At 42.9% G+C, this 21,757-nt stretch carries 14 protein-coding genes; 5 read left to right on the forward strand and 9 right to left on the reverse strand.

The features are described from left to right. Positions 1–490: 490 nt before the first annotated feature. From R7Q11_RS06395 to R7Q11_RS06410, 4 genes are all read right to left on the reverse strand, one after another. On the reverse strand, positions 491–2,248 hold the full coding sequence (locus tag R7Q11_RS06395; RefSeq protein WP_137282567.1) for a sodium:solute symporter family protein: 1,758 nt from the start codon (positions 2,246–2,248) through the stop codon (positions 491–493). 450 nt (positions 2,249–2,698) lie between these two features. Then, complete coding sequence (locus R7Q11_RS06400) at positions 2,699–3,322, reverse strand: bifunctional 4-hydroxy-2-oxoglutarate aldolase/2-dehydro-3-deoxy-phosphogluconate aldolase (RefSeq protein ID WP_005388506.1); 624 nt, start codon at positions 3,320–3,322, stop codon at positions 2,699–2,701. Positions 3,323–3,400: 78 nt separating this feature from the next. Next, positions 3,401–4,333: a sugar kinase gene (locus tag R7Q11_RS06405; protein ID WP_005437155.1), complete on the reverse strand. Its 933-nt coding sequence runs from the start codon at positions 4,331–4,333 to the stop codon at positions 3,401–3,403. 34 nt (positions 4,334–4,367) lie between these two features. Continuing rightward, the gene (locus R7Q11_RS06410; protein ID WP_225466295.1) at positions 4,368–4,703 is read right to left on the reverse strand and encodes a cupin domain-containing protein; all 336 of its coding nucleotides are present in this window, start codon (positions 4,701–4,703) and stop codon (positions 4,368–4,370) included. A gap of 420 nt (positions 4,704–5,123) precedes the next feature. Here R7Q11_RS06410 and R7Q11_RS06415 point away from each other — a divergent pair, with 420 nt between their 5' ends. The 3 genes from R7Q11_RS06415 to R7Q11_RS06425 all read left to right on the forward strand — a co-directional run bounded on the left by R7Q11_RS06415 (position 5,124) and on the right by R7Q11_RS06425 (position 11,531). After that, positions 5,124–7,289 carry a heparinase II/III family protein gene (locus R7Q11_RS06415; RefSeq protein ID WP_225466296.1) on the forward strand — a complete coding sequence of 722 codons (2,166 nt, stop codon included), beginning with the start codon at positions 5,124–5,126 and terminating at the stop codon, positions 7,287–7,289. Between the two features lie 2 nt (positions 7,290–7,291). Beyond that, on the forward strand, positions 7,292–9,457 hold the full coding sequence (locus tag R7Q11_RS06420; protein WP_054574334.1) for a heparinase II/III family protein: 2,166 nt from the start codon (positions 7,292–7,294) through the stop codon (positions 9,455–9,457). 322 nt (positions 9,458–9,779) lie between these two features. Then, positions 9,780–11,531, forward strand: coding sequence for a polysaccharide lyase family 7 protein (locus tag R7Q11_RS06425; protein WP_225466297.1), 1,752 nt, complete (start codon positions 9,780–9,782; stop codon positions 11,529–11,531). Between the two features lie 472 nt (positions 11,532–12,003). On the opposite strand, the gene R7Q11_RS06430 is transcribed toward R7Q11_RS06425, so the two are convergent. Together R7Q11_RS06430 and R7Q11_RS06435 are read right to left on the reverse strand one after the other, a co-directional pair. Then, on the reverse strand, positions 12,004–13,569 hold the full coding sequence (locus R7Q11_RS06430) for a polysaccharide lyase family 7 protein (protein WP_182016130.1): 1,566 nt from the start codon (positions 13,567–13,569) through the stop codon (positions 12,004–12,006). 76 nt (positions 13,570–13,645) lie between these two features. Beyond that, on the reverse strand, positions 13,646–14,419 hold the full coding sequence (locus R7Q11_RS06435) for an oligogalacturonate-specific porin KdgM family protein (protein ID WP_017634227.1): 774 nt from the start codon (positions 14,417–14,419) through the stop codon (positions 13,646–13,648). A 570-nt stretch (positions 14,420–14,989) separates the two neighbouring features. Between R7Q11_RS06435 and R7Q11_RS06440 the strand changes: the two genes are divergently transcribed. Then, positions 14,990–16,735, forward strand: coding sequence for a hypothetical protein (locus R7Q11_RS06440; RefSeq protein WP_033906977.1), 1,746 nt, complete (start codon positions 14,990–14,992; stop codon positions 16,733–16,735). A 228-nt stretch (positions 16,736–16,963) separates the two neighbouring features. Here the strand turns inward: R7Q11_RS06440 and R7Q11_RS06445 are convergent, their stop codons facing one another. The 3 genes from R7Q11_RS06445 to R7Q11_RS06455 form a co-directional block, all read right to left on the reverse strand. After that, positions 16,964–18,007: a polysaccharide lyase family 7 protein gene (locus R7Q11_RS06445; RefSeq protein WP_054578992.1), complete on the reverse strand. Its 1,044-nt coding sequence runs from the start codon at positions 18,005–18,007 to the stop codon at positions 16,964–16,966. Between the two features lie 197 nt (positions 18,008–18,204). After that, positions 18,205–19,494: an MATE family efflux transporter gene (locus R7Q11_RS06450; RefSeq protein WP_025998585.1), complete on the reverse strand. Its 1,290-nt coding sequence runs from the start codon at positions 19,492–19,494 to the stop codon at positions 18,205–18,207. Between the two features lie 189 nt (positions 19,495–19,683). Further along, the gene (locus tag R7Q11_RS06455) at positions 19,684–20,400 is read right to left on the reverse strand and encodes a FadR/GntR family transcriptional regulator (protein ID WP_225466298.1); all 717 of its coding nucleotides are present in this window, start codon (positions 20,398–20,400) and stop codon (positions 19,684–19,686) included. A 560-nt stretch (positions 20,401–20,960) separates the two neighbouring features. Here R7Q11_RS06455 and R7Q11_RS06460 point away from each other — a divergent pair. Next, complete coding sequence (locus R7Q11_RS06460; protein ID WP_005388529.1) at positions 20,961–21,680, forward strand: FadR/GntR family transcriptional regulator; 720 nt, start codon at positions 20,961–20,963, stop codon at positions 21,678–21,680. Positions 21,681–21,757 lie beyond the last annotated feature (77 nt).

Raw genomic sequence — 21,757 nt, forward strand, 5'->3', positions numbered from 1 at the left:
TCACACTCAGTTGCAACTATAAGCCCAGCAACCAATGTGGCTGGGCTTTTTTGTTTTTCCTCTTCCCCAGACGCTCATCACTCCTTGATACCCTAGCCACTCCTTTAAAGTTTTGCAGGGCAGCCTCTTCCAATTCTCTTATATATTTTCCACTCACACTTCAAAACCTCTCTCCTATTTCTGGCGTACGCCTCATTAAAGCTACGTCTGATTTAATGCTTTTTCTTTGCTAAGAAGGCACACATATTTATTTAAATAGACAAAGCATCAGGTTTGGGGTGTAAAGTGTAAACACGGCATGCAAAGAAAGTTAGATTGCTTTTTCGCTTTAGGCTGACGACTCTAATGTGAATATAGTCGCACCTTATTGGGAGTTCCCCAATACAACGAATAACAACAAACGATGCGCCACGCTTTCTCAGTCAGCTTGATCAAAAAATCCCACGGCTTTAACACCGCGGGATTTTTCATTGAGAGTCTTTAACTTTGGTTAGCTTTTCGCGTTAGCTAACTTTGGGCTTTTAGGCCCTCGGGCTGCGTTCACCAATAGAACACCCACCGAGAGAACAATCGCACCACACAAGATAAACAGTAGTCGACCAGATGGTTCATTTGGAATTAGAGCCATAGCTAGGATACCGAAGCCCGCTACGCTGATAAGCTTACCAAGCATGCCGCGCTGTTTTGTATCTAGGTTCTGCTGCTCTTCGCTGTCAGCCACAAGTGGCGTATTCCAGTTCTCGAACAATTGCTCCACTTCTTTCTCACGTTCAGGTGATAGACCTTTGTAGAAGCGCGTTGTCAGCAAGAAGAAACCACCGGTGAAGATAACGTGTGCCGCTAAGCTCAAGCCAACTTTCAGATCTGCCCACTCACGTCCTGTAAACGCTTGCTCTAGACCGAATAGGCGCTCTACATCTTCTGCTTGTAGTGAGATACCGAAGATGTAAGAAACAAAGCCACCAACAACCAGTGTTGCCCAACCAGCCCAATCCGGCGTCTTACGAATCCACATACCAAGTAGTACAGGAATCAGCATTGGGAAGCCAATTAATGCACCGACGTTCAGTACGATATCGAACAGGCTCAAGTGACGTAGTGAGTTAATGAATAGACCGATACCAATGATGATGAAGCCCATCACGATAGTCGTTGCTTTACTCACGATAACCAGTTCTTTTTGCGACGCTTGTGGACGCACAATCGGGCTGTAGAAGTTCATCACAAAGATGCCCGCGTTACGGTTAAGACCAGAGTCCATTGAAGACATGGTCGCCGCAAACATTGCTGACATCAGAAGACCCACCATACCTGCTGGCATTACGTTTTGTACGAATGCTAGGTATGCTGCATCACCACCTACTGAGCCGTATTGCTCTGCGAAATCAGGCATAAATGCCGCAACGTACCAAGGTGGTAGGAACCAGATGATAGGACCAACAATCATCAGCACACATGCAAGACCTGCAGCTTTACGTGCGTTTTCACTGTCTTTTGCACATAAGTAGCGGTAAGCGTTGATGCTGTTGTTCATGACACCGAACTGTTTAACAAAGATGAAGACAACCCAAAGGATAAAGATACTGAAGTAGTTCAGGTTGTTACCCAGCATGAAGTCGCCGTGGAAGTTCGACACGATGTTGCCAATACCGCCACCATGGAAGTATGCCGCCACCGCGCAAGTGATCGTCACTGCCATGATAACCAGCATCTGCATAAAGTCAGATGCAACAACCGCCCAAGAGCCGCCTGTTACCGCCATTAGCATTAGCACTAAGCCCGTAACGATGATGGTCGCTTCCATAGGAATGTTGAAGACCGCTGCCACGAAAATCGCAAGACCATTCAACCAAATACCGGCCGAGATCAAGCTGTCTGGCATACCAGCCCAAGTGAAGAACTGCTCTGAAGTCTTACCAAAACGTTGACGAATTGCTTCAATCGCCGTCACTACACGTAGTTGGCGGAACTTTGGAGCAAAATAGAGGTAGTTCATAAAGTAGCCAAATGCGTTGGCTAAGAATAGGATTACAACAACGAAACCGTCGTTGAACGCGCGTCCTGCGGCACCTGTAAACGTCCATGCTGAAAATTGCGTCATGAAGGCGGTAGCACCTACCATCCACCATAACATCTTACCGCCCCCTCGGAAGTAGTCACTGGTCGAGGTAGTGAACTTACGGAACATCCAACCAATTGCAACTAAGAAGAAGAAGTAGGCAAGAACAACAAGAGTATCAATAGTCATTTTTTCAGCCTTTCAAGTTTGATCATTTTCTAACGTCTAGACTACTCTCTTCACAACTCTATTTGTACTACAATAAGTTTTAATTGTGATCTAAAGCATAAGTTATTCAACGAAAAAAATACGTAAAACCCCTTAATTTCTTAGACCAATGGCTTTCTAGGAGATAATTGCCATTCAGAACACCTCAATATATTGTAATACAAATTGTCTAATTGAAATTTATTAGAGTATGGAATATTTTTCTTCTTCGCGCTTTGTCTGAAGATCAAAAATGCGCGGCATTTCTTTAAAGGAAACGTAATGAGATGTTTCGAAAAAATTTGATAGAAAGTAGGATTTATATGAATGCGATTCTTAACTCTCGCCTCTTTCAAACTTTCAAACACAAAAAAGCGAGCACTGAGGCTCGCTTTTCATTCTTTCGCTAGTTTTATCGGGGTGTTACGACACTTATGCTACGTGAGCTACTGCGTCGCGAACCAGTGTACCCAGTTCATCCCACTTACCTTCATCGATAAGTTTTGTTGGCACCATCCAAGTACCGCCACATGCCAGTACTGAAGGGATAGACAAGTATTCGTCTACGTTACCTAGGCTCACGCCACCTGTTGGCATGAATTTCACTGGGTAAACCGCCGTTAATGCTTTAAGCATACCAACGCCGCCAGATGGCTCAGCAGGGAAGAACTTAAGTGTACGCAAACCCATTTCCATCGCTTGCTCAACTAGGCTTGGGTTGTTTACGCCAGGTACGATAGCCACGCCTTTGTCTAGGCAGTATTGAACCGTGCGAGGGTTAAAGCCAGGGCTTACGATAAAGTCCACACCAGCTTCGATTGCTTGGTCAACTTGCTCGTTAGTTAGGATAGTACCTGCACCGATCAGCATTTCTGGGAACTCAGCGCGCATAGCACGAATCGCTTCTGCAGCACACTCTGTGCGGAACGTGATTTCAGCGCAAGGCATACCGTTTTCAACCAAAGTGCGGCCTAGAGGAATCGCATCTTCTGCTTTGTTGATGGCAATAACAGGAATTACTTTTAGGTTTGCTAATTGTTCGTTTAATGTCGTCATAAGAGTGTACTCGTCGTCGTTAACTTGAGTTCAATAAATCACTGCGGAGCGCCGATTACTCAGCGATCCGCAAAAGAATTACAAAGGAAGATCTGGCATCACTTCACGTGGAATGATGGCACCTTTATGTTGAATTACCGCGCCAGCCATACAGTGGCCAGAGTAAGCCGATTCCGCTGCATTGCCGCCAGTCAAACGCTTCGCCAAGAAGCCCGCACTGAAAGAATCACCAGCCGCTGTTGTATCAATCACGTTGTCGACTTTGTTTGGCGCCACGTATTGTGCTTCGCCATTCGCCACAACCAAGCAATCTTTGCTACCACGTTTGATGATGATTTCATCCACGCCCAGTGCAGAGGTTCTCTCGATACACTGTTCTAGATGCTCGTCACCGTAAAGCATTTGCTCATCTTCAAATGTGAGCAGTGCGATATCTGTGTGCTTAAGGATCTTAAGATACCAAGACATGGCATTCTCGCGGCTTTCCCACAATTTAGGACGGTAGTTGTTATCGAAAATAACCTTACCACCTTGTGCCTTGAAGCGCTCAAGGAAGCCAAACAGTTGCGTCTTACCTTCTTCAGTAAGGATCGCTAGTGTAATACCGCTCAAGTAAACCGCATCGTACGAGTAAAGTTTGTCGACTAATAGCGGAGACTCGTTTTGTTCGAATAGGAATTTAGCGGCCGCCTCGTTACGCCAGTAGTGGAAGTAACGCTCGCCAGTTTCATCGGTTTCGATGTAGTAGATACCTGGTTGCTTTTCTTTAACGGAAAGAACCAGACTAGTATCGATGCCCTCTTCTTGCCATGCTGATAGCATTTCTTGGCTAAAAGGATCGTTACCCAGAGCCGTTACATAGCTGGTTTTAATATCGTGAGCTTTGGTCAAACGAGATAAATACAGTGCGGTATTCAACGTATCACCACCGAATGACTGCTTTAGCTGACCTTCCTTTTTCTGTAGCTCAACCATACATTCGCCAATGACCGCGATGTTTAATGATTTCATGTTGTCACCTTAGCAACTGAGGTTGCGCTATAGATTATTTTAAGAAGTCTTCACGAGCTGGGTTGAAGATGTCTAGAAGAATGCTGTTTTGCTCTAGTGCAACCGCACCGTGCATCATGTGCTTACGAGCAAAGTATGCGTCGCCTTCTTTTAGTACTTTCTTCTCGCCTTCGATTTCCGCTTCAAAGCTGCCACGTACTACGTAACCGATTTGATCGTGGATTTCGTGAGTATGCGGAGCGCCAATCGCGCCTTTATCAAAACATAGGTGAACCGCCATTAGGTCATCTGTGTAAGCAACAATTTTACGTTTGATACCGCCGCCTAGCTCTTCCCACGGGTTCTCATCTAATACAAAGAAAGAATTCATCGTCATACTCCTAAAAAGTCTCTATTAAAGCGAACCCTACGGCACTTCATTCTTAACCATGCTTTTATTAAAAGGTTCTTTAAAAAAGCGTCGTATTGATAAAAGTGAAACGCGAAGCGAAAGGGTCTGCTGTCGAATTGGTAACGAGCATATCCGATCTATTTTAATTGTCATACAATATATCTAAAAATATGTGATATTCATCAAATGGTGCTCGCTAAAGCATTCCACTTAACGATTGATAACGCCGAAACATCAGTCACAACAAGGATTACCACAACAATATAAATCAATGGGTTAGCTAAATTCGCGTGATTTCACTCTCCCTTTTTGCCACAAAAACTACACCCAAACTTAATATTGTATTACTTTATAGAGAGTTTAAGAAAACAACACACTTCATCTGAGGGTGGTAAAGAAATGACTACACAACCGATTTTGTTGACTGAAGCAGAAGTCGAACTACTAAGAAAGGAAGTCGGAAAGCCGAGCTTGATGGGCAAATCCATTGAAGCGAATCGCAAGGAACTTGAAGCCTTTATGCGTCTGCCTCTAGACGTACCAGGTCACGGCGAAGCGGGTGGCTACGAGCACAACCGCCACAAACAAAACTATACCTACATGAACTTAGCGGGTCGTTTGTTCTTGATCACTCAAGAAGAAAAGTACGCGCAGTTCGTTAAAGATCTTCTCGCTATTTACGCAGAGAAGTACCTCACTTTTGATTTCCACGTACAGAAAAACACTAACCCTACAGGTCGTCTTTTCCACCAGATCCTTAATGAACACTGTTGGTTAATGTTTACTAGCCTTGCTTACTCTTGCGTGGCATCAGTGATGACAGAAGAAGAGCGCACAGCCGTTGTTGAGCGCATTTTCGAACCAATGCTAGACATGTTCACAGTGAAATACGCGCACGATTTCGACCGTATTCACAACCACGGTATCTGGGCAGTGGCGGCTGTTGGTATTTGTGGCCTAGCCATTGGCAAACCTGAATATCTAGAGATGTCGGTATACGGTCAAGACCGTGATGATACCGGTGGCTTCCTAGCGCAAATCTCGCAACTGTTCGCCCCTTCTGGTTACTACATGGAAGGTCCGTACTACCATCGTTATGCGATTCGTCCAACTTGTGTATTTGCAGAAGTAGTACACCGTCACATGCCTGAAGTAGACATCTACAACTACAAAGACAAAGTGATTGGCAACACAGTACAAGCGATGCTGGCAACGGCTTACCCGAATGGTGAGTTCCCTGCCCTAAACGATGCATCTCGTACCATGAGCATTACCGACATGGGTGTTCAAGTTGCAGTAAGCGTTTACAGCAAACACTACGGTATGGATGACAACATTCTAGGCATGGCGAAGATTCAAAACGCCGTTTGGATGCACCCATGTGGTCTAGAGCTTTCTCAAGCTTACGATAAAGCTATCGCAGACCGTGAAATCGGTATGCCTTTCTGGCCAAGTGTGGAACTAAACGAAGGTCCAACTGGTAACAACGGTGCACAAGGCTTTATCCGTATGCAGGATAAAACCGGTGATGTGTCACAGCTTGTAATGAACTACGGTCAACACGGCATGGGACATGGTAACTTCGATACGCTTGGCATTACCTTCTTCAACCGTGGTCAAGAAGTGCTGCGTGAATACGGCTTCTGTCGCTGGGTAAACGTAGAGCCTAAATTCGGCGGTCGTTACCTAGACGAAAACAAATCGTACGCACGTCAAACTATCGCGCACAACGCGGTAACGATTGATGAGCAATGTCAGAACGGTTTCGATGTAGACCGCGCTGATTCAGTGCACGGTTTGCCTCACTTCTTCAAAGTAGAAGGCACTGAAATCAACGGTATGAGTGCGTTTGCGAACGACCACTACCCGAATACAGACATGCAGCGCAGTGTGTTCATGCTTAACCTCGATGAGCTTGAAGCACCGCTATTGTTAGACCTTTACCGCATTGAAGGTGAAGGCGAACATCAGTACGACTACTCTCATCAATACGATGGTCAAATCGTACGTACTAACTTCGATTACCAAAGCTTTGGTGAACTGAGCACGCTTGGCGATGACTTCGGTTACCAACACCTTTGGAAAGTAGCAAGCGGCAAAGTGCAAGATACCGCGCTGGTTAGCTGGCTACAAAACAACACCTACTACACTTGGTTAGGCACAAGCAGCAGCGCGAAGCAAAACGGTGATAATGAAGTAATCTTCACTCGCACTGGCGCCAATGACCCAAGCTTTAACCTACGTAGCGAACCGGCATTCATTCTACGCAGCAAGGGCGAATCGACGCTATTTGCTTCTGTGCTAGAAACACACGGCTACTTCAACGAAGAGTTTGAGCAGTCGGTGAATGCACGTGGTCAGGTGAAAGATATCCGCGTCGTGGGTTACAACGCCGTTGGCAGCATCGTAGAAATCACAACTGAAAAATCACTGGTTACTGTGATGATCAGCAATGTGCTAGGCGCTGACGACCAAACCCCACACCAAGTAGAAATGAACGGTAAAACCTACAGCTGGAATGGCTTCTACTCTCTAGAAGTGAACGCATTCGGGCAGGAGAAATAATAATGAGCTACCAAACCCAGTCTTACCAACCGCTATTAATGAACTTTGAAGAAGCGGCAGAACTAAGCAGAGCACTTGGCACGGATAGCCTATTAGGAAATGCACTAGCACGTGACATCAAACAAACTGACGCTTACATGGCTGAGGTCGGTATTGAAGTTCCAGGTCACGGCGAAGGCGGCGGTTACGAGCATAACCGTCACAAGCAAAACTACATCCACATTGATCTAGCGGGTCGCCTATTCCTTATCACTGGCGAACAGAAATACCGCGATTACATCGTGGACATGCTAACGGCTTACGCGAAGGTTTACCCGACGCTAGAAAGCAACACCAGCCGTGACTCTAACCCTCCGGGTAAGATCTTCCACCAAACTCTGAACGAGAACATGTGGATGCTATACGCCTCTTGTGCGTACAGCTGCATTTACCACACGTTGGAAGAAGAGCAAAAAACACTGATTGAAAACGACCTGTTCAAACAAATGATTGAGCTGTTTGTAGTCACTTACGGTCACGACTTCGACATCGTACACAACCACGGTCTGTGGGCGGTAGCAGCAGTAGGTATCTGTGGTTACGCAATCAACGATCAAGATGCAGTAGACAAAGCGCTTTACGGCTTGAAACTGGACAAAGTGAGCGGCGGCTTCCTAGCTCAGTTGGACCAACTGTTCTCGCCAGACGGCTACTACATGGAAGGTCCTTACTACCACCGTTTCTCGCTGCGTCCAATCTACCTATTCGCAGAAGCGATTGAACGTCGTCAGCCTGAGCTTGGTATTTACGAGTTCAACGATTCAGTCATCAAGACCACGTCTTACGCAGTATTTAAGACCGCATTCCCAGATGGTACTTTGCCAGCACTGAACGATTCATCGAAGACAATTTCGATCAACGATGAAGGCGTAATCATGGCAACGTCAGTATGTTTCCACCGTTACGAGCAGTCTGAAACGCTACTTGGCATGGCAGACCACCAGCAAGACGTTTGGGTTCATATCTCAGGTAAAACATTGTCTGACGCGGTTGCAGCAGCAGACAACATCAAACCGTTCAACTGGGGTAGCCTATTCGTAACAGACGGCCCAGAAGGCGAAAAAGGCGGCGTAAGCATTCTTCGTCACCGTGACGAGCAAGACGACGATACGATGGCGCTTATCTGGTTTGGTCAACACGGCAGCGATCACCAGTACCACTCAGCGCTAGACCACGGTCACTACGATGGTCTGCACCTGAGCGTATTTAACCGCGGTCATGAAGTGCTGCACGATTACGGCTTTGGTCGCTGGGTAAACGTTGAGCCTAAATTTGGCGGTCGTTACATCCCAGAGAACAAGTCTTACTGTAAGCAGACGATCGCGCACAACACAGTAACGGTTGACCAAAAGACGCAAAACAACTTCGACACAGCGCTAGCAGAAACCAAGTTCGGTTCTAAGCACTTCTTCAAAGCTGATGACGAAAAACTGCAAGGCATGAGCGGTCGTATTTCTGGTTACTACAATGGTGTAGACATGCAACGCAGCATTATTCTTGCTGAATTGCCAGAATTCGAAAAACCACTTGTGATTGATGTTTACCGCATCGAAGCAGATCAAGAGCACCAATACGACCTGCCAGTGCACTACTCTGGTCAAATCATCCGTACGGATTTTGAATACGATGTAGAAAGCACGCTACGCCCAATGGGCGAAGACAACGGCTACCAACATCTATGGAGTGTGGGTTCAGGCCAAGTTCAAGGCAGCTCACTGGTAAGTTGGTTGCACGACAACAGCTACTACTCGCTAATCACAAGCGCAACAAACGGCGGCAAAGTGTTCTTCACTCGCACTGGCGCAAATGATCCAGACTTCAACTTGAAGAGCGAACCAGCACTGATCCTACGTCAATCGGGTCAGAAACACGTGTTTGCCTCAGTGCTAGAGACACACGGTTACTTCAACGAGTCTATTGAAGCATCGGTTGGCGCTCGTGGCCTAGTAGAGTCAGTAACCGTCGTTGGTAACAACGAAGTGGGTACCGTGATTCGTCTGCAAACCACAACAGGCAACGCTTACCACTTCGCAATCTGCAACCTAGACGAAGACAAACAGAACGCGGCACATCGCGTTGAGTTCGACGGTGTGACTTACACTTGGGAAGGCGCATTCGCACAAATTTAATCTTTAGCTAGTCACTAAAAATTAATGTAAAAATCGGGAACTAATTCAAAGCCGGACGTCATGTTCGGCTTTTTTTGATTGTTTACATGACTCTAGATGAGCTTATCAATTAGCGTTTAATCATAGTAAAACCGTTAATAACTCTTAGGAAAAACAGACATAACTTAACCTTACGCCTTATCAAAGACACCACTTATAGATATAGAACTCTTCTGAGATTTAATTAACACTTTTACTATTTAACTTATGACTAAACTACTCCCCAACAACACTAAAATGATATTGTATTACAAATATTAAATAGTGTAAGAGGCTTACTACTGTGTTTATAAAATCAACTAAATTGCTTCTAATAAGCTTCTCTGGGCTTGGATTAATAGGTTGTGGAGGAAATACCGCCACTACAAGCCAAGATGATAAACCAAATATTCCGCACCAAGAGCATGTAGCACCATACTCAATAGCAAAATTTCAAAACATATTGAGAAATTCAGATTTACAAGTATCAGATCCCGATGGGAAGGAGGGAAATAAAACCAGTGACGTCAAAAATGGAGCATTCTCGGATTATAAGAGTGACCACTTTTACGCAGAAAAGGATTCCAATTACCTTGTCTTTAAAATGTCGAACTACAAAATGCGCTCAGAAGTTCGTGAGCGAGAAAACTTCAACATTTCAGAACAAGGCGTCTCTAGAACTTTGTATGCAGATGTTCGATTACCAGAGATTAACCTTGCAATGGCTAGCTCCCCTGCAAACCATGATGAAGTCACTTTCCTGCAAATTCATAACAAAGGCACAGATACTTCTGGTACAGGTGCTATCCCACACCCTTTGTTACGAATCGTTTGGGAACAAGAACGAAACAGTATCACTGGTCATTACTGGGCGGTAGTAAAGAACAATGCCATAGATTGCAGTCTACCTTCTAGCGCATCAGATTGTTATGCAACATCATATGATCGTTATGACTTAGGAAAAGCCGATCTCAACGCATTCACGCGATTCGAAGTAAAAATCGGAGAAAACACATTAACCATTAAAGTGAACGATGAACAAAAGGTAAATGTAGATGTATCCTACTGGCAGCACCTCCTGAGCTACTTTAAAGCCGGAGTTTACAACCAGTTTGAAAACGGTGAAGCAAAGGTACAATTTAAGCAGTTAGGACTAACCAAAACTGACCATACTGATTCAATAGCCTGGAATATTGACGATTGGAAATTAACCATTCCTGCAAGCAAAAATGATTGGTATGGTTTTGGCGGTGACAGCGCGGCTGAATTAGAGCCTGAGCGTTGTAATTCAAGTAAAGATCCTCTGTCTAACGAAGAGAGCGTTTACCAACGCGAGATTGATTTATCATACTTCAATGTTATTGACGGTAGCATGCATTTCCGCGCCGATATGGGTTACGGCACGTCAACGGCCAACTCCAGTTACATCCGTTCAGAGTTGCGAGAGCTCTACATCAGTACTAACTCCCCGGATTGCAGCACCAGCGATGAAGAGACAAGTTGGTATATTGAAGATAGTCGTACCGGTGCAACTTCGCATACTCTAAACGCAACACTAAGAATCAACGAATACCCTAAAATCGACGGTCAATTACCAAAAGTCGTGGTAGGCCAGATACATGGTTGGAAAATCAGCCAAGCACTCGTGAAGCTACTTTGGGAAGGTGACAATAAGCCAGTCCGAGTTATTCTGAACGATAACTACAAACTTGATAACAACAAAGACTGTACTGATTGCAACGCATTCAGCGTTAAGCTTGGTACCTACGCGGTAAACGAAGACTGGCAATATACGATCCGTGCCGATAAGGAAGGACTGTTTTTAGCCACCTACGATGCAGATGGCAGTAATATGGTCTCGCACACACTGAAGTGGGGAGAAGCATACTCAGACACCGCTAACAACAAGTCCTATACTCTTACTGAAAGATGGGCGTCGCCTGATATTGCGTTTTACTTCAAAGCCGGAATTTACCCTCAGTTTAAACCTGATAATGCATATCGAGGAGAAATCTTTGATGTGAGCTTTAGTGCTTTGAGCACTCTTCATCGATAGTCATTTCAATCTCTTAGCAATAGGCTTGCTACTTTGCTCTAAAGCAACGAACAAAGCTCATACCGCCGCCACGGGAAATTTATTTTCTCGTGGCCTCTTCTTTTAGAACACCACAATTCAACTCGCTTCACGCATAGTGTTTCCTTCTACGATAAATATATAAATCAACCTCCACTTAGGCAGCTTAAAAACAGCTTCTATAGTTTCATGAGATATTTATCTACCCTAACGCTGAGCTATTTTAAATTTAACCAATTAAACTACTCTAATATACATTCGCACTTAAAAATAAACATTGTCAGAAGATAAAAGCAATCAATAATTATTACCTATCTATGGTGATAAATTTTTAAATTAATTTATCTATGTCAATTAAAATAATATTTGAGCTGTTTTATTCTTCTACAGAAAGAAAAAGCCCTCAGCTACAAAGCCGAGGGCAAAGGACTTCAATCAACTAAAAGTGATAGAACTAGCCTTGGTACTTACCAAAAGATTGTTTTAATTTATAGAAAGTAGCTTGTGCGTAATCATCTGGATTACCGTACATATTCTGGTTATAGACACCGGCTTTAAAGTACATATATCTGCCACCTTCGTCATAGCCACTGTCACTCATATCTACGACTTGAACAACATCATCTTTACCATCACGTTTTACCGTAACTGTCATTGTGTTGCCTTTCACATCAATGATGTAGCTGAATTTTTCACCTAGCGCGATGCCATCGTCACCAATTTCACCAGTCATATCACCCACTAAGCTGTAGTAATCCTCTGTTCCAGTTTTGGTTTTTTCGTGAGCAAAGTAAACTGTACCTGTTGGTTGGTCTGGTAGCTTACGATAATAAAGACGAATTGGCTCATCATCTTTGTCATGAATCTGGCCGATAATAAAGCGGCCAACTTCATGCGACTGACCAGTTGTGGTTGCGTGGTCAATCTTCAGAGTCGCTTCAAGCGTACCGTCTACACCACCCGCTTCTTTTTGATCTTCAACTGGTGCAGAACTGAATACCCAGTTATTAGGATTTACACCTTTTGTGCTGTAAGACTTATCACCAGCACGAAGCATGGTACGTAACTCAGTTCGCGCGTATTTAGTGTTTTCAGAAGTTCGAGCGCCTTTCACATAGCTCTTGAATACCATTCCGCCATCATCTGCTGTGTAGAATATATCAGAGTGTTGGAAGCCGTTAGCCAAGTCCCACTCATCAATATCATCAGCACGACCATCTTTGTCATGGTCGAAAGGTGTCGTCAGTTTCCAACGTGTTAAGTCAAAGTTTTCACCCGGTGCATTTGTAGCGAGTGGCTCTTTCGGTAACGTAGGGTAAGGCATTGCTTTAGAAAGATCACACGTCACAGTCGTTTCACAAGGACGGACGATTGGTGCTCCAAAGTCGCCTTTACGATTCTTTTTGAGTAAATCCTTTTGTGCCTTTTGCTCCGCTTTCATTTGCGCAATCATAGCCGCTTCAGCGTTAACGACGTCATCAGTAATGATGTGACTTGCCGGACAGGCATTAATTCCGCAATTAACTGCCGCTAACTCAGTAACTGAGCTCCATTGGTTTTTGCTATTACCGTGGCCAACGTAACGAACATAGCGTGCTTTTACTGCAGGCTCAAACTGGAAGCGCTCTAAGCCAAGTGCGCGACCAGAGCTTTGCGCACCCTCAATAACCGTCACCCAGTTTTCACCATCAGTACTAAACTGAACATCAAATTTGCTGACGCGTTCGTTACCTTTGCTGAACGAGGCTTGAATTGCGTCGAACTCATAAACCGAGCCGTAATCCAACATCGCCCACTCACCATCACCATTTGCTGACCAGCGTGTCATAATATCTTGGTCAAACAACTGCTCTGGAACATTACCATCATGACTACTCGCCGTTATCGTAACGGGAGTCAGAATATCAGCACCAGTTTCTTGGTTGTTTGGAAATGGATCTACCATGGTCGCCGTACTATTACAGCCCACAGCAAGTAAAATAGAAGAAGCTAACAAGCTTTTGAAGAAAATATGCTTCATGTAATCTAACACCTACAATATAAAAATGAATTAACAGCTCTTTTGCTGTAACAACAATTAGGCAATAACACTCGGGTTAAAAGCTGTATTTAAGGCCAAGGCGTGTTCTCAATTGGCGGTCATCCGTGGTTGAACCATCCTTACCTTTGACATTCCACAATTCAAAGTAAGGACGGAAATCTCCCATTTGGTAACCAACAATTAAGCCAGCATCCCACTCAGAATCTTTCCAATCAGATAAACGCACTTCGTCATAGTTTTTGTTGTAGTTGATCTCATAGCTCAGCTTGACGTTATCAAGGTACTCGTTATCAAACTGACGCATATCGTAAGAGCCTGTCAGTGTCCACTTACCTTGTTCAACTGTTTTCCCAGCAACGCTTACCGAAGTACCATCCGTTAGTGTTTTGTTACCTGCACCATCTGAATAAACTTGAAATTCGTGTCGGTAACGTAAAGCGGTACTTAAGCCAAAAGAGGATTTGTAACCAACACGAACTTGTGGTTTATAAGTGGTTTTTTCGTCATCATCGCCAAAAGTAATAGGCATCCCTGGTTGGATAAACCATTGTTTATTTATTTGGTAGCGAACTCCCCAATCAAACTCAGAATCACCAGCAACGAGTTGATCCCAAAAATGCGAGTTGTCGTAACTATGGAATTTTTGTTCAACACCAAAGTTCAGTTTGGTCTGATCGTTAATTTTAGAACTACCACTAATTTTGATACGTTGGGCATAAGTTTCACTCTCATGCTTATATTCTGCGCGATAGTCTAAAGTTGCTGCGGAAACCGCTCCCGCCATTAATGTGGAAGCAACGAATAGGGACATTGTTGTAACTGCTTTCATGATTATATCTCTCTGTATATATTTTTTGGGATACCACTTAAATCCCTGGATTTGATTCAACACTATTGAATTAATGTATGACAAATACTAGTTAATTCATCATGAGAGTTCTGTGATATTAATCATGTAAGTGCCCCTCAACTGACAATTTGTATTATTATATATTCAAAAGTGTTAGCTATGTCTGATTCTAAAACGACCTTTGTAGACATCACTTACAGAGAAATGTTTTAACTCGTTTCATATGATAAAGAAGAAGGTTAAAAAAATATAAAAAACAATAAATTCAATGGTTTAAAATCAAAAATCTTGATGTGAAATCAAATTTCTTTCCTAAATCACCTTTAGTTTTTGCTGTTTCTCTATAAAGAAAGCCCTCAACCTCATAAAGGTTCAGCTCTTATTGATGTTGATATTCAACTATTTTGTGTGACTTATTCATCACTTCAGTGAGCAATCATTGTATCTAGTGTGAGTCGGATCATTCTATTGATAAAACCATCTAGATGACAGAAATTATTTGTCTAACAATATTACATAAATAAAAACACATAGAAGTGAGTACCTACCATGCAAGTAACAAAAATTGCAGCAGCAATTGCTATTTCCACAGGTTTGTTAACCGGATGTAACACTGATTTAAGGGATGCACCATCGGCTCCCCCACCAACAGAAACTGAGTCTGAGTTGAGCCAAGGTATGTGGGATATTTCAACACCAGCCACTGTGGCGAAATCCGATGATGAGCACGACCTGCCAAACGTCTATGTCTTTGAAGACGGTACGCAAAAGTATTATAACGATGATGATAACTTCGGTACTTACACAATCTACACTTCAACTTATACCGAAGATAAAGATACAGAGACGCTTACATTCAACCTTTATGACGAGAGCGATCTAGGTAACCCTACCGAGTTAACAGGGACTTATGAAGTTTCAAACGGCATGTTAACCATCTCAGGAACAAATGACGGAAACTTCACCGGTAACGATGAATCAGAAAACGATGCGGTGAAAGATGCAGTTGCAGCGGCAAATAATGACGCTGGCGATAACAACGTCGTACAAATTTTGGATACCAATAAAGGTGGAACAGAAGAAGACACCGGTGAGTTACGAATCAAGCTGTCTGATTCAACGAGTGTTTCAGAAATTTCAACAGGCCGACTAACTGTAGATCTAACTTACCAGCATCATGAAGAAACAGAACAGGAAGCCGACGGTTCTGGTGACAATGCTTACATCTCATTTTATGCAGCAAAAACCTCGAATTCCAACTTGCATGGCGAAGTGGCATTTGAAAACGGCAAAATCAAATACCGCGATGCAAGTGGAAACTTGACGGAAACAGGCGACACGTTTGAGTTAGGTGAAAACCTCGCGATAGAAGTCAGTTGGATAGAAAACTTCTTCTCTTTTTCGGTTAACGGTAAACAAATAGGTGAAATGTTACCTGTCGCTGATGGCACCGCTGTAACCTATGTATCACTGAGACTAGGTGATAATGGCAACACTACAAACTTTGAATTAAATGCAGACAACTTGAAGATTTACTCTAGTGATTCGGGCTCTGAAGTGTTGGTTCTAGAAGAGGATTTTGACAACTACATTCCAGGCTTAGACCTCGCGACAATTTACAACAGTGCATCAAGCGAAGCGGTTGTCATTTCAGACGGAAGTTCTAATCCTGATAAACCGTCAGAAGACGTGAGTGAAAACTTTGACTCATACCCAGTAGGAACAAATATCAGTTCAGCAAACTCTAGTTGGAAAGAATACAATACGGTTGCTGATGACTCCTCCACCTTGACGTCCGTGGCTGTAGTAAGTGATGACGTATCAAAGAGCGGCGCTAACTCTCTGCTAATATCCGACACAGATACGACCAACAAACCATACGTTACGCGCGAGTTTTCAAACGGAGCAACATCAAACGGTAGCGTGTCATTCGATGTTTACATTCCGTCAGACAACGAAAAAACTACATACATTAATGTTGGCTCAGGTAAAAACAACTCAGATCGTTACTACGAATTGAGAATTTCGGGCAGTGGTAAAGTTGAAGCCGAAGCAGGATCAGATGACGTAGAAATAGGCACTATTACGACTGACGCTTGGAACTCAATGTCCCTAGCTTGGGATGGTGATGAGATTAACGTTTCTATTAATGGAAAAACGGTTGATGCGCCAAGCCAGTCCGAAACAGGCTTAGACGCAACGAATACACCATCACAGCTAACTATTTACGTAGGGGACACAAGTGGTGCTTCAACAAAAGCATATTTCGATAACATCGATTCAAAGCAACTCTAGTGTTATTTTGTAGCACTTGATACTAGGCCAGGCTTTCGAGCCTGGCTTTATTTTTTTACCTCTTAAGAAGAACAAAATTCAACACAATACTCTAAATTCAAGCCAGTCCCAGTGATTGCTTGCTCTATCTTGTTTCTTACCTTTTAAAGAATTCCACTGAAAACAAAAGCCTCATCAAATCGATGAGGCTTAAGTAGAAATCGAGTAGCTCTTAGTTTTCTATTAGTTTCAATTTTGATTTAGCTTGAGCTTAGAAAATGTCACGCTGTTATAGTCACCGTTTTTCTTGTCGACTGAAAAATCACCGGTGCCCGCACATCCTGTACCCCACACAGGGTGAGACTCACTGACGCTACATTGACCATAAGCTCCTGCTTTAAAATAGAACATGTCTTCTGCGTAGCCATGCTCAAAGTCCTTACTATCAATCCCCTTACTGAGATCTATGGAATAAGTCACTGTCTCGTGGCGTTCTGTTTCAAACGTCAAGTTCATCATAGTTCCTTGAACTTCTATCTTGTAGCTGAACTCTTCACCAAGAGCGATACCTGCTTGGCCTGGTTCTTCAAGGTTATCCCAAGTATTTCCCCATACTGGATATGCAATATCAATACGATTTGGATCTTCCTTCGCTAGGTTACGCTCGTAGTTCCAAAATACAGAGCCCATTTTGTGTTCTGGGAATTTTTTATAGAAGATTTTAATGGGTTCATTTCCATGTCCATAACCTTTACCCTCTTTTATTCTTGCATCAATTTTTTTCGCGTGGATTTGACCGACAACAACAGAATGAGCAGGCCCTTTTTCTGGAAATTTGGCGTGTTCAGAAACATGGTTCACTTTCAAGGTCGCTTCCAACGTTCCACCTACGCGACTGTGTTTAGCAGCCTGAGGGTGGCTCGATAAAGCCCAATGGTTTGCTAAATCATCGGTTTGAATAGAAAAGTCAGCGCCACGAGGCATTTCACGTAGTTCAGAGCGAGCATTCTTCGAGTTTTTTGTCGTTACCGCTTTATTCTGCACTTCAAACACCAAGTTGCCTTCTTCGTTCAAGAAGAAGAAGTCTTTGTGTGAATAACTCAGCATCGCCACACCCTCGATTTCGTCCACTTTTCCGTCTTCATTGATATCGGAAGGAATAGTGATCTTCCAGTTTCGCATATCAAATTTATCGGCAGGGACTGGATAATCAACGCCATTATTTAAATCAGAAGCGATAGCAAGAGTTGGTAAGGTAACAGCCATTGCGGCTACGAGTAGATTGAGTTTCATGTTCAAACCTTATTATATGTAATATTGTCATACATATAATAAGGTTTGCAACGGAATGATTCGAGGAAAGAAGTTATGATGTGCTCTATTGATCACAATTTATAAACTCGATAAACCCCAAAATGATAAGCTAGACATACTCCTCTTTAGTCCATAGCATCTACGAATATTTTCGACCTAATCCAATAGTCATAGAATCAATCGTACATTAGCTTGTCTGCCTTATTAATATCGAAATCTTTCAGAGACTTACGTGCTAAATGCCTAAATGGCCATGCCTTAACAATTTCTTCAAACGGCATGATTGCAAACACCCAAAACACTGAAAGGTCCAAGTATAAAATCATCAAAGCACATAACGGTATTGAGATTACCCACTGACCGGTAAAGTTAATCTTAAACACCTCCGTTGTTTTACCTAACGCTCTCAAAATATGACCATGAACGGTGTTATAGCCACGTACTATCGGTAGCAGTATGTAAAGTGGAGCAATCGCGGATAACGCTTTGTAAGTACTCGGGTCTAAGTCGGGATACAAATCAGGAAGAACGAAACTAAGTGCAAAAAAGAAAAATGCTGAAACGAACGAGATCATCACGGCCATATCAATACTAATATCGACATTGTTACGCAGCTCATCCATTTTTCTTGATCCAATTGCTTGGCTAATCGTGATTGCCGATGAATGCGCCCAAGCAGTAATGAACTGAGTACCCGCTTTGATCCAAGGCATCACGATAGTCATAGCGACATAAGCATTTAAGGTCAGTTGCGAGTACAGCAACATGTATATCGTTGCGCCAGTTTGTAACATTGTGACGTTCGCCGCGACGGGGAAAATCTCTTTAAAATGCTTATGTATATTGCTTTTCAATGACGCATCAAGCTTCTTAATAGACAAGATGATAGAATCATCAAGCTTAATGCACATGGTTAAATATAACAGCCGAATACTAATAGCAACCAAACTACCCGCCGCGGCACCTTGAACGCCAATACCTTCAAAATTAGTCAGGCCGTGAATCAGAACATAAGACATCGCCACGTTGACTGGCAATTCAATCAAATAGCCTTTAAATGGAACTTTGGTCCGTCCAAGCGCATTGAACACCGCAATCATAACCTGAGTAATGGCATTGAATATGACGATGAACTTAGCAATTGCAAGGTAGCATTTTGTCTCCGCATAGAGATCAACGTTATCCGTCAACTTACTGATTAACGCTTCATCAAAGACAGTAATCAACAGCCAGAATAAGGATGCGACTAGAACGTTGATAACTAAAGCTGCCCAGAAACCTTTATTTAACGATAGATAATGACCAGAGCCTACGGCACGGCTAAGTACCAATTGAGACCCATTTGCTAGAGCCATTTGGATACCTAAAACAAAAGAAACTATTGTTGTAGCAATCCCCATAGCAGCAAGTGAAACTTCACCTAATGGCGTAACAAGCAGCGTATCAATCATAAGCATTGATTGCATCAACAAAGCATTAAGAGCAAGCGGCCAAGCAAGAGATAAGTTTTTCTTTATATATGGTTGGGAAAACATTAGTAAACCTTTGTAATGAGGTTAAACGTTTAAACTAAAGAGCTCTGTCATTAGGCAAAGTTCATGACAAAAAGAAACGACAGAAAACTCTTTTTAGTCAATAAAAATGTACGCAAGCTCTTAACTATTCACGGCGCCGGAAAGCCTCTGATTCTCATCATTTAACAGCGTTTGAGAGGCTAAACGAGCTTGAAATGAGTTTCCGACCATAATTGCATCATAAATTGCACGGTGCTCATTAAGGCAGAACCTCCCTCCTTCAACTGACTTGTCAATAAACACCTTAAATATGGTCGAAAGTATATTGCTGAAGGGAACGTAGAATTGATTATCGGTACAAAGGAATATCGTTTGATGAAACAAATGATCGTTAGCAATCCACTCATCATAATCGTGACATCGTGCTGCCATCGTCATTCTTTGAAATACAATTGACAACAGCTTTCTTTGCTCAGCATTGGCATTTTGGGCTGCCAGCGCACACGCCTCTGGTTCTATGGCTTTACGCAATCCTAAAAACTGAGATAGAAACGGCTTAGTATCTTCTAAATCTTGGATCCACTCTAAGAGTTGAGGATCAAGAAAATGCCAATAGTTTCTTGGTAGTACCGTAGTTCCAACTTTTGGTTTAGAGATAATTAAGCCTTTAGCAGACAGCAACTTCGTCGACTCTCGTAGTGCTGTCCGACTAACACCAAACAACTTACACAGTTCTATTTCACTCGGGAGCTTCTCATTTTGACTTAATTCTCCTGACAATATTTTGCGAGAAATCTGTCTTGCTACTTGTACATGTATCTTGTGATTTGAATTCCCGAGAAGTGAAAACTCTGCCATCTATATTCCTCATTGCCAGCAGCCTAAACGACTTGTTTAGCTAATAATTAGAAAGGGCCAAATGAAACACGCTTTGAAGGCGGAGACTTTCTGTGTAAATGTAAAGCACTGTTATTTGGCGTCTAAAATCTAACGATCTTATGAATATGATTTTTACTCGCGAGGTATATTGGCCAAACTCAATATTGAATGGTCGAGTAGTAACATCATGCACACCGATCTTTAGTATATAATAATACAATATCACTTTATTTAACAAGAAACCTGACCTTCTATTCAAATTGTGTGCTGTGTATTGAAAATCAGTGAGTACAATAAGTAGGCGCGACTAGAGTTAACTAACATATTGAGCTAACAAATAAATAAGGAATGATGTAAGAATCGGTGGCCTCATCTGTTATACGCTAAGTATCATAATCATGAAGGCTTCATAAAGCAGTCGGAGATTCAAAATGGATTTGTGAAGACAACTGTTATTACGTAAACATCTTCTTGGTGAGCTACACTTTGGATGATATAGTCCAAGCTTAAATAATACAATTTTAACGATAAGTGATTTTATGTCTGGTGAATTTCATTCTATCTCCGGTTCCAAGCGCAGCTTACATGTACAAGTAGCTCGCGAAATTGCTCGTAGCATTTTGTCAGGCAAGATCCCTCAAGGGTCCATTCTTCCAGGAGAAATGTCCCTGTGTGAACAGTTTGGTATCAGTCGCACAGCTTTGCGTGAAGCCGTAAAACTTTTAACATCAAAAGGTTTACTCGAGTCACGTCCAAAAGTTGGTACTCGAGTCATCAACCGAGCGTACTGGAACTTTTTAGACCCACAATTAATTGAATGGATGGACGGTCTAACAGAGATAGATCAGTTTTGTCATCAATTTTTGGGGTTACGACGCGCGATAGAGCCTGAAGCTTGTGCACTCGCAGCGAAAAATGCCACTGCGGAACAGCGAATTCAGCTATCAGAAGCATTCCAAGATATGTTGGAAGTCGCTAAAGCAGACGAACTGGACAAAGCGCGCTGGATGGATGTAGATATTCGTTTCCATAGCATTATTTTTAACTCAACCGGAAACGACTTTTTCTTACCGTTTGGGCATGTTCTGACTACAATGTTCATTAACTTTATTGCTCACTCATCTGAGGAAGGCAATACGTGCATCGAAGAACATCGTGAGATTTATGAAGCAATAATGGCAGGCAATGCTGAAAAAGCACGTCAAGCTTCGGCTAACCACTTGTTGGAGTCAAAACATCGCTTACCCGAAGCCAGTTAAGCTTAGGGCTTGGGCGATCTAATAACTAGGCAAAAGCACGCATCTCGCGTGCTTTTTTAATTTCGTTTCCTCCAATT

Source organism: Vibrio sp. 970 (genome assembly GCF_033339075.1).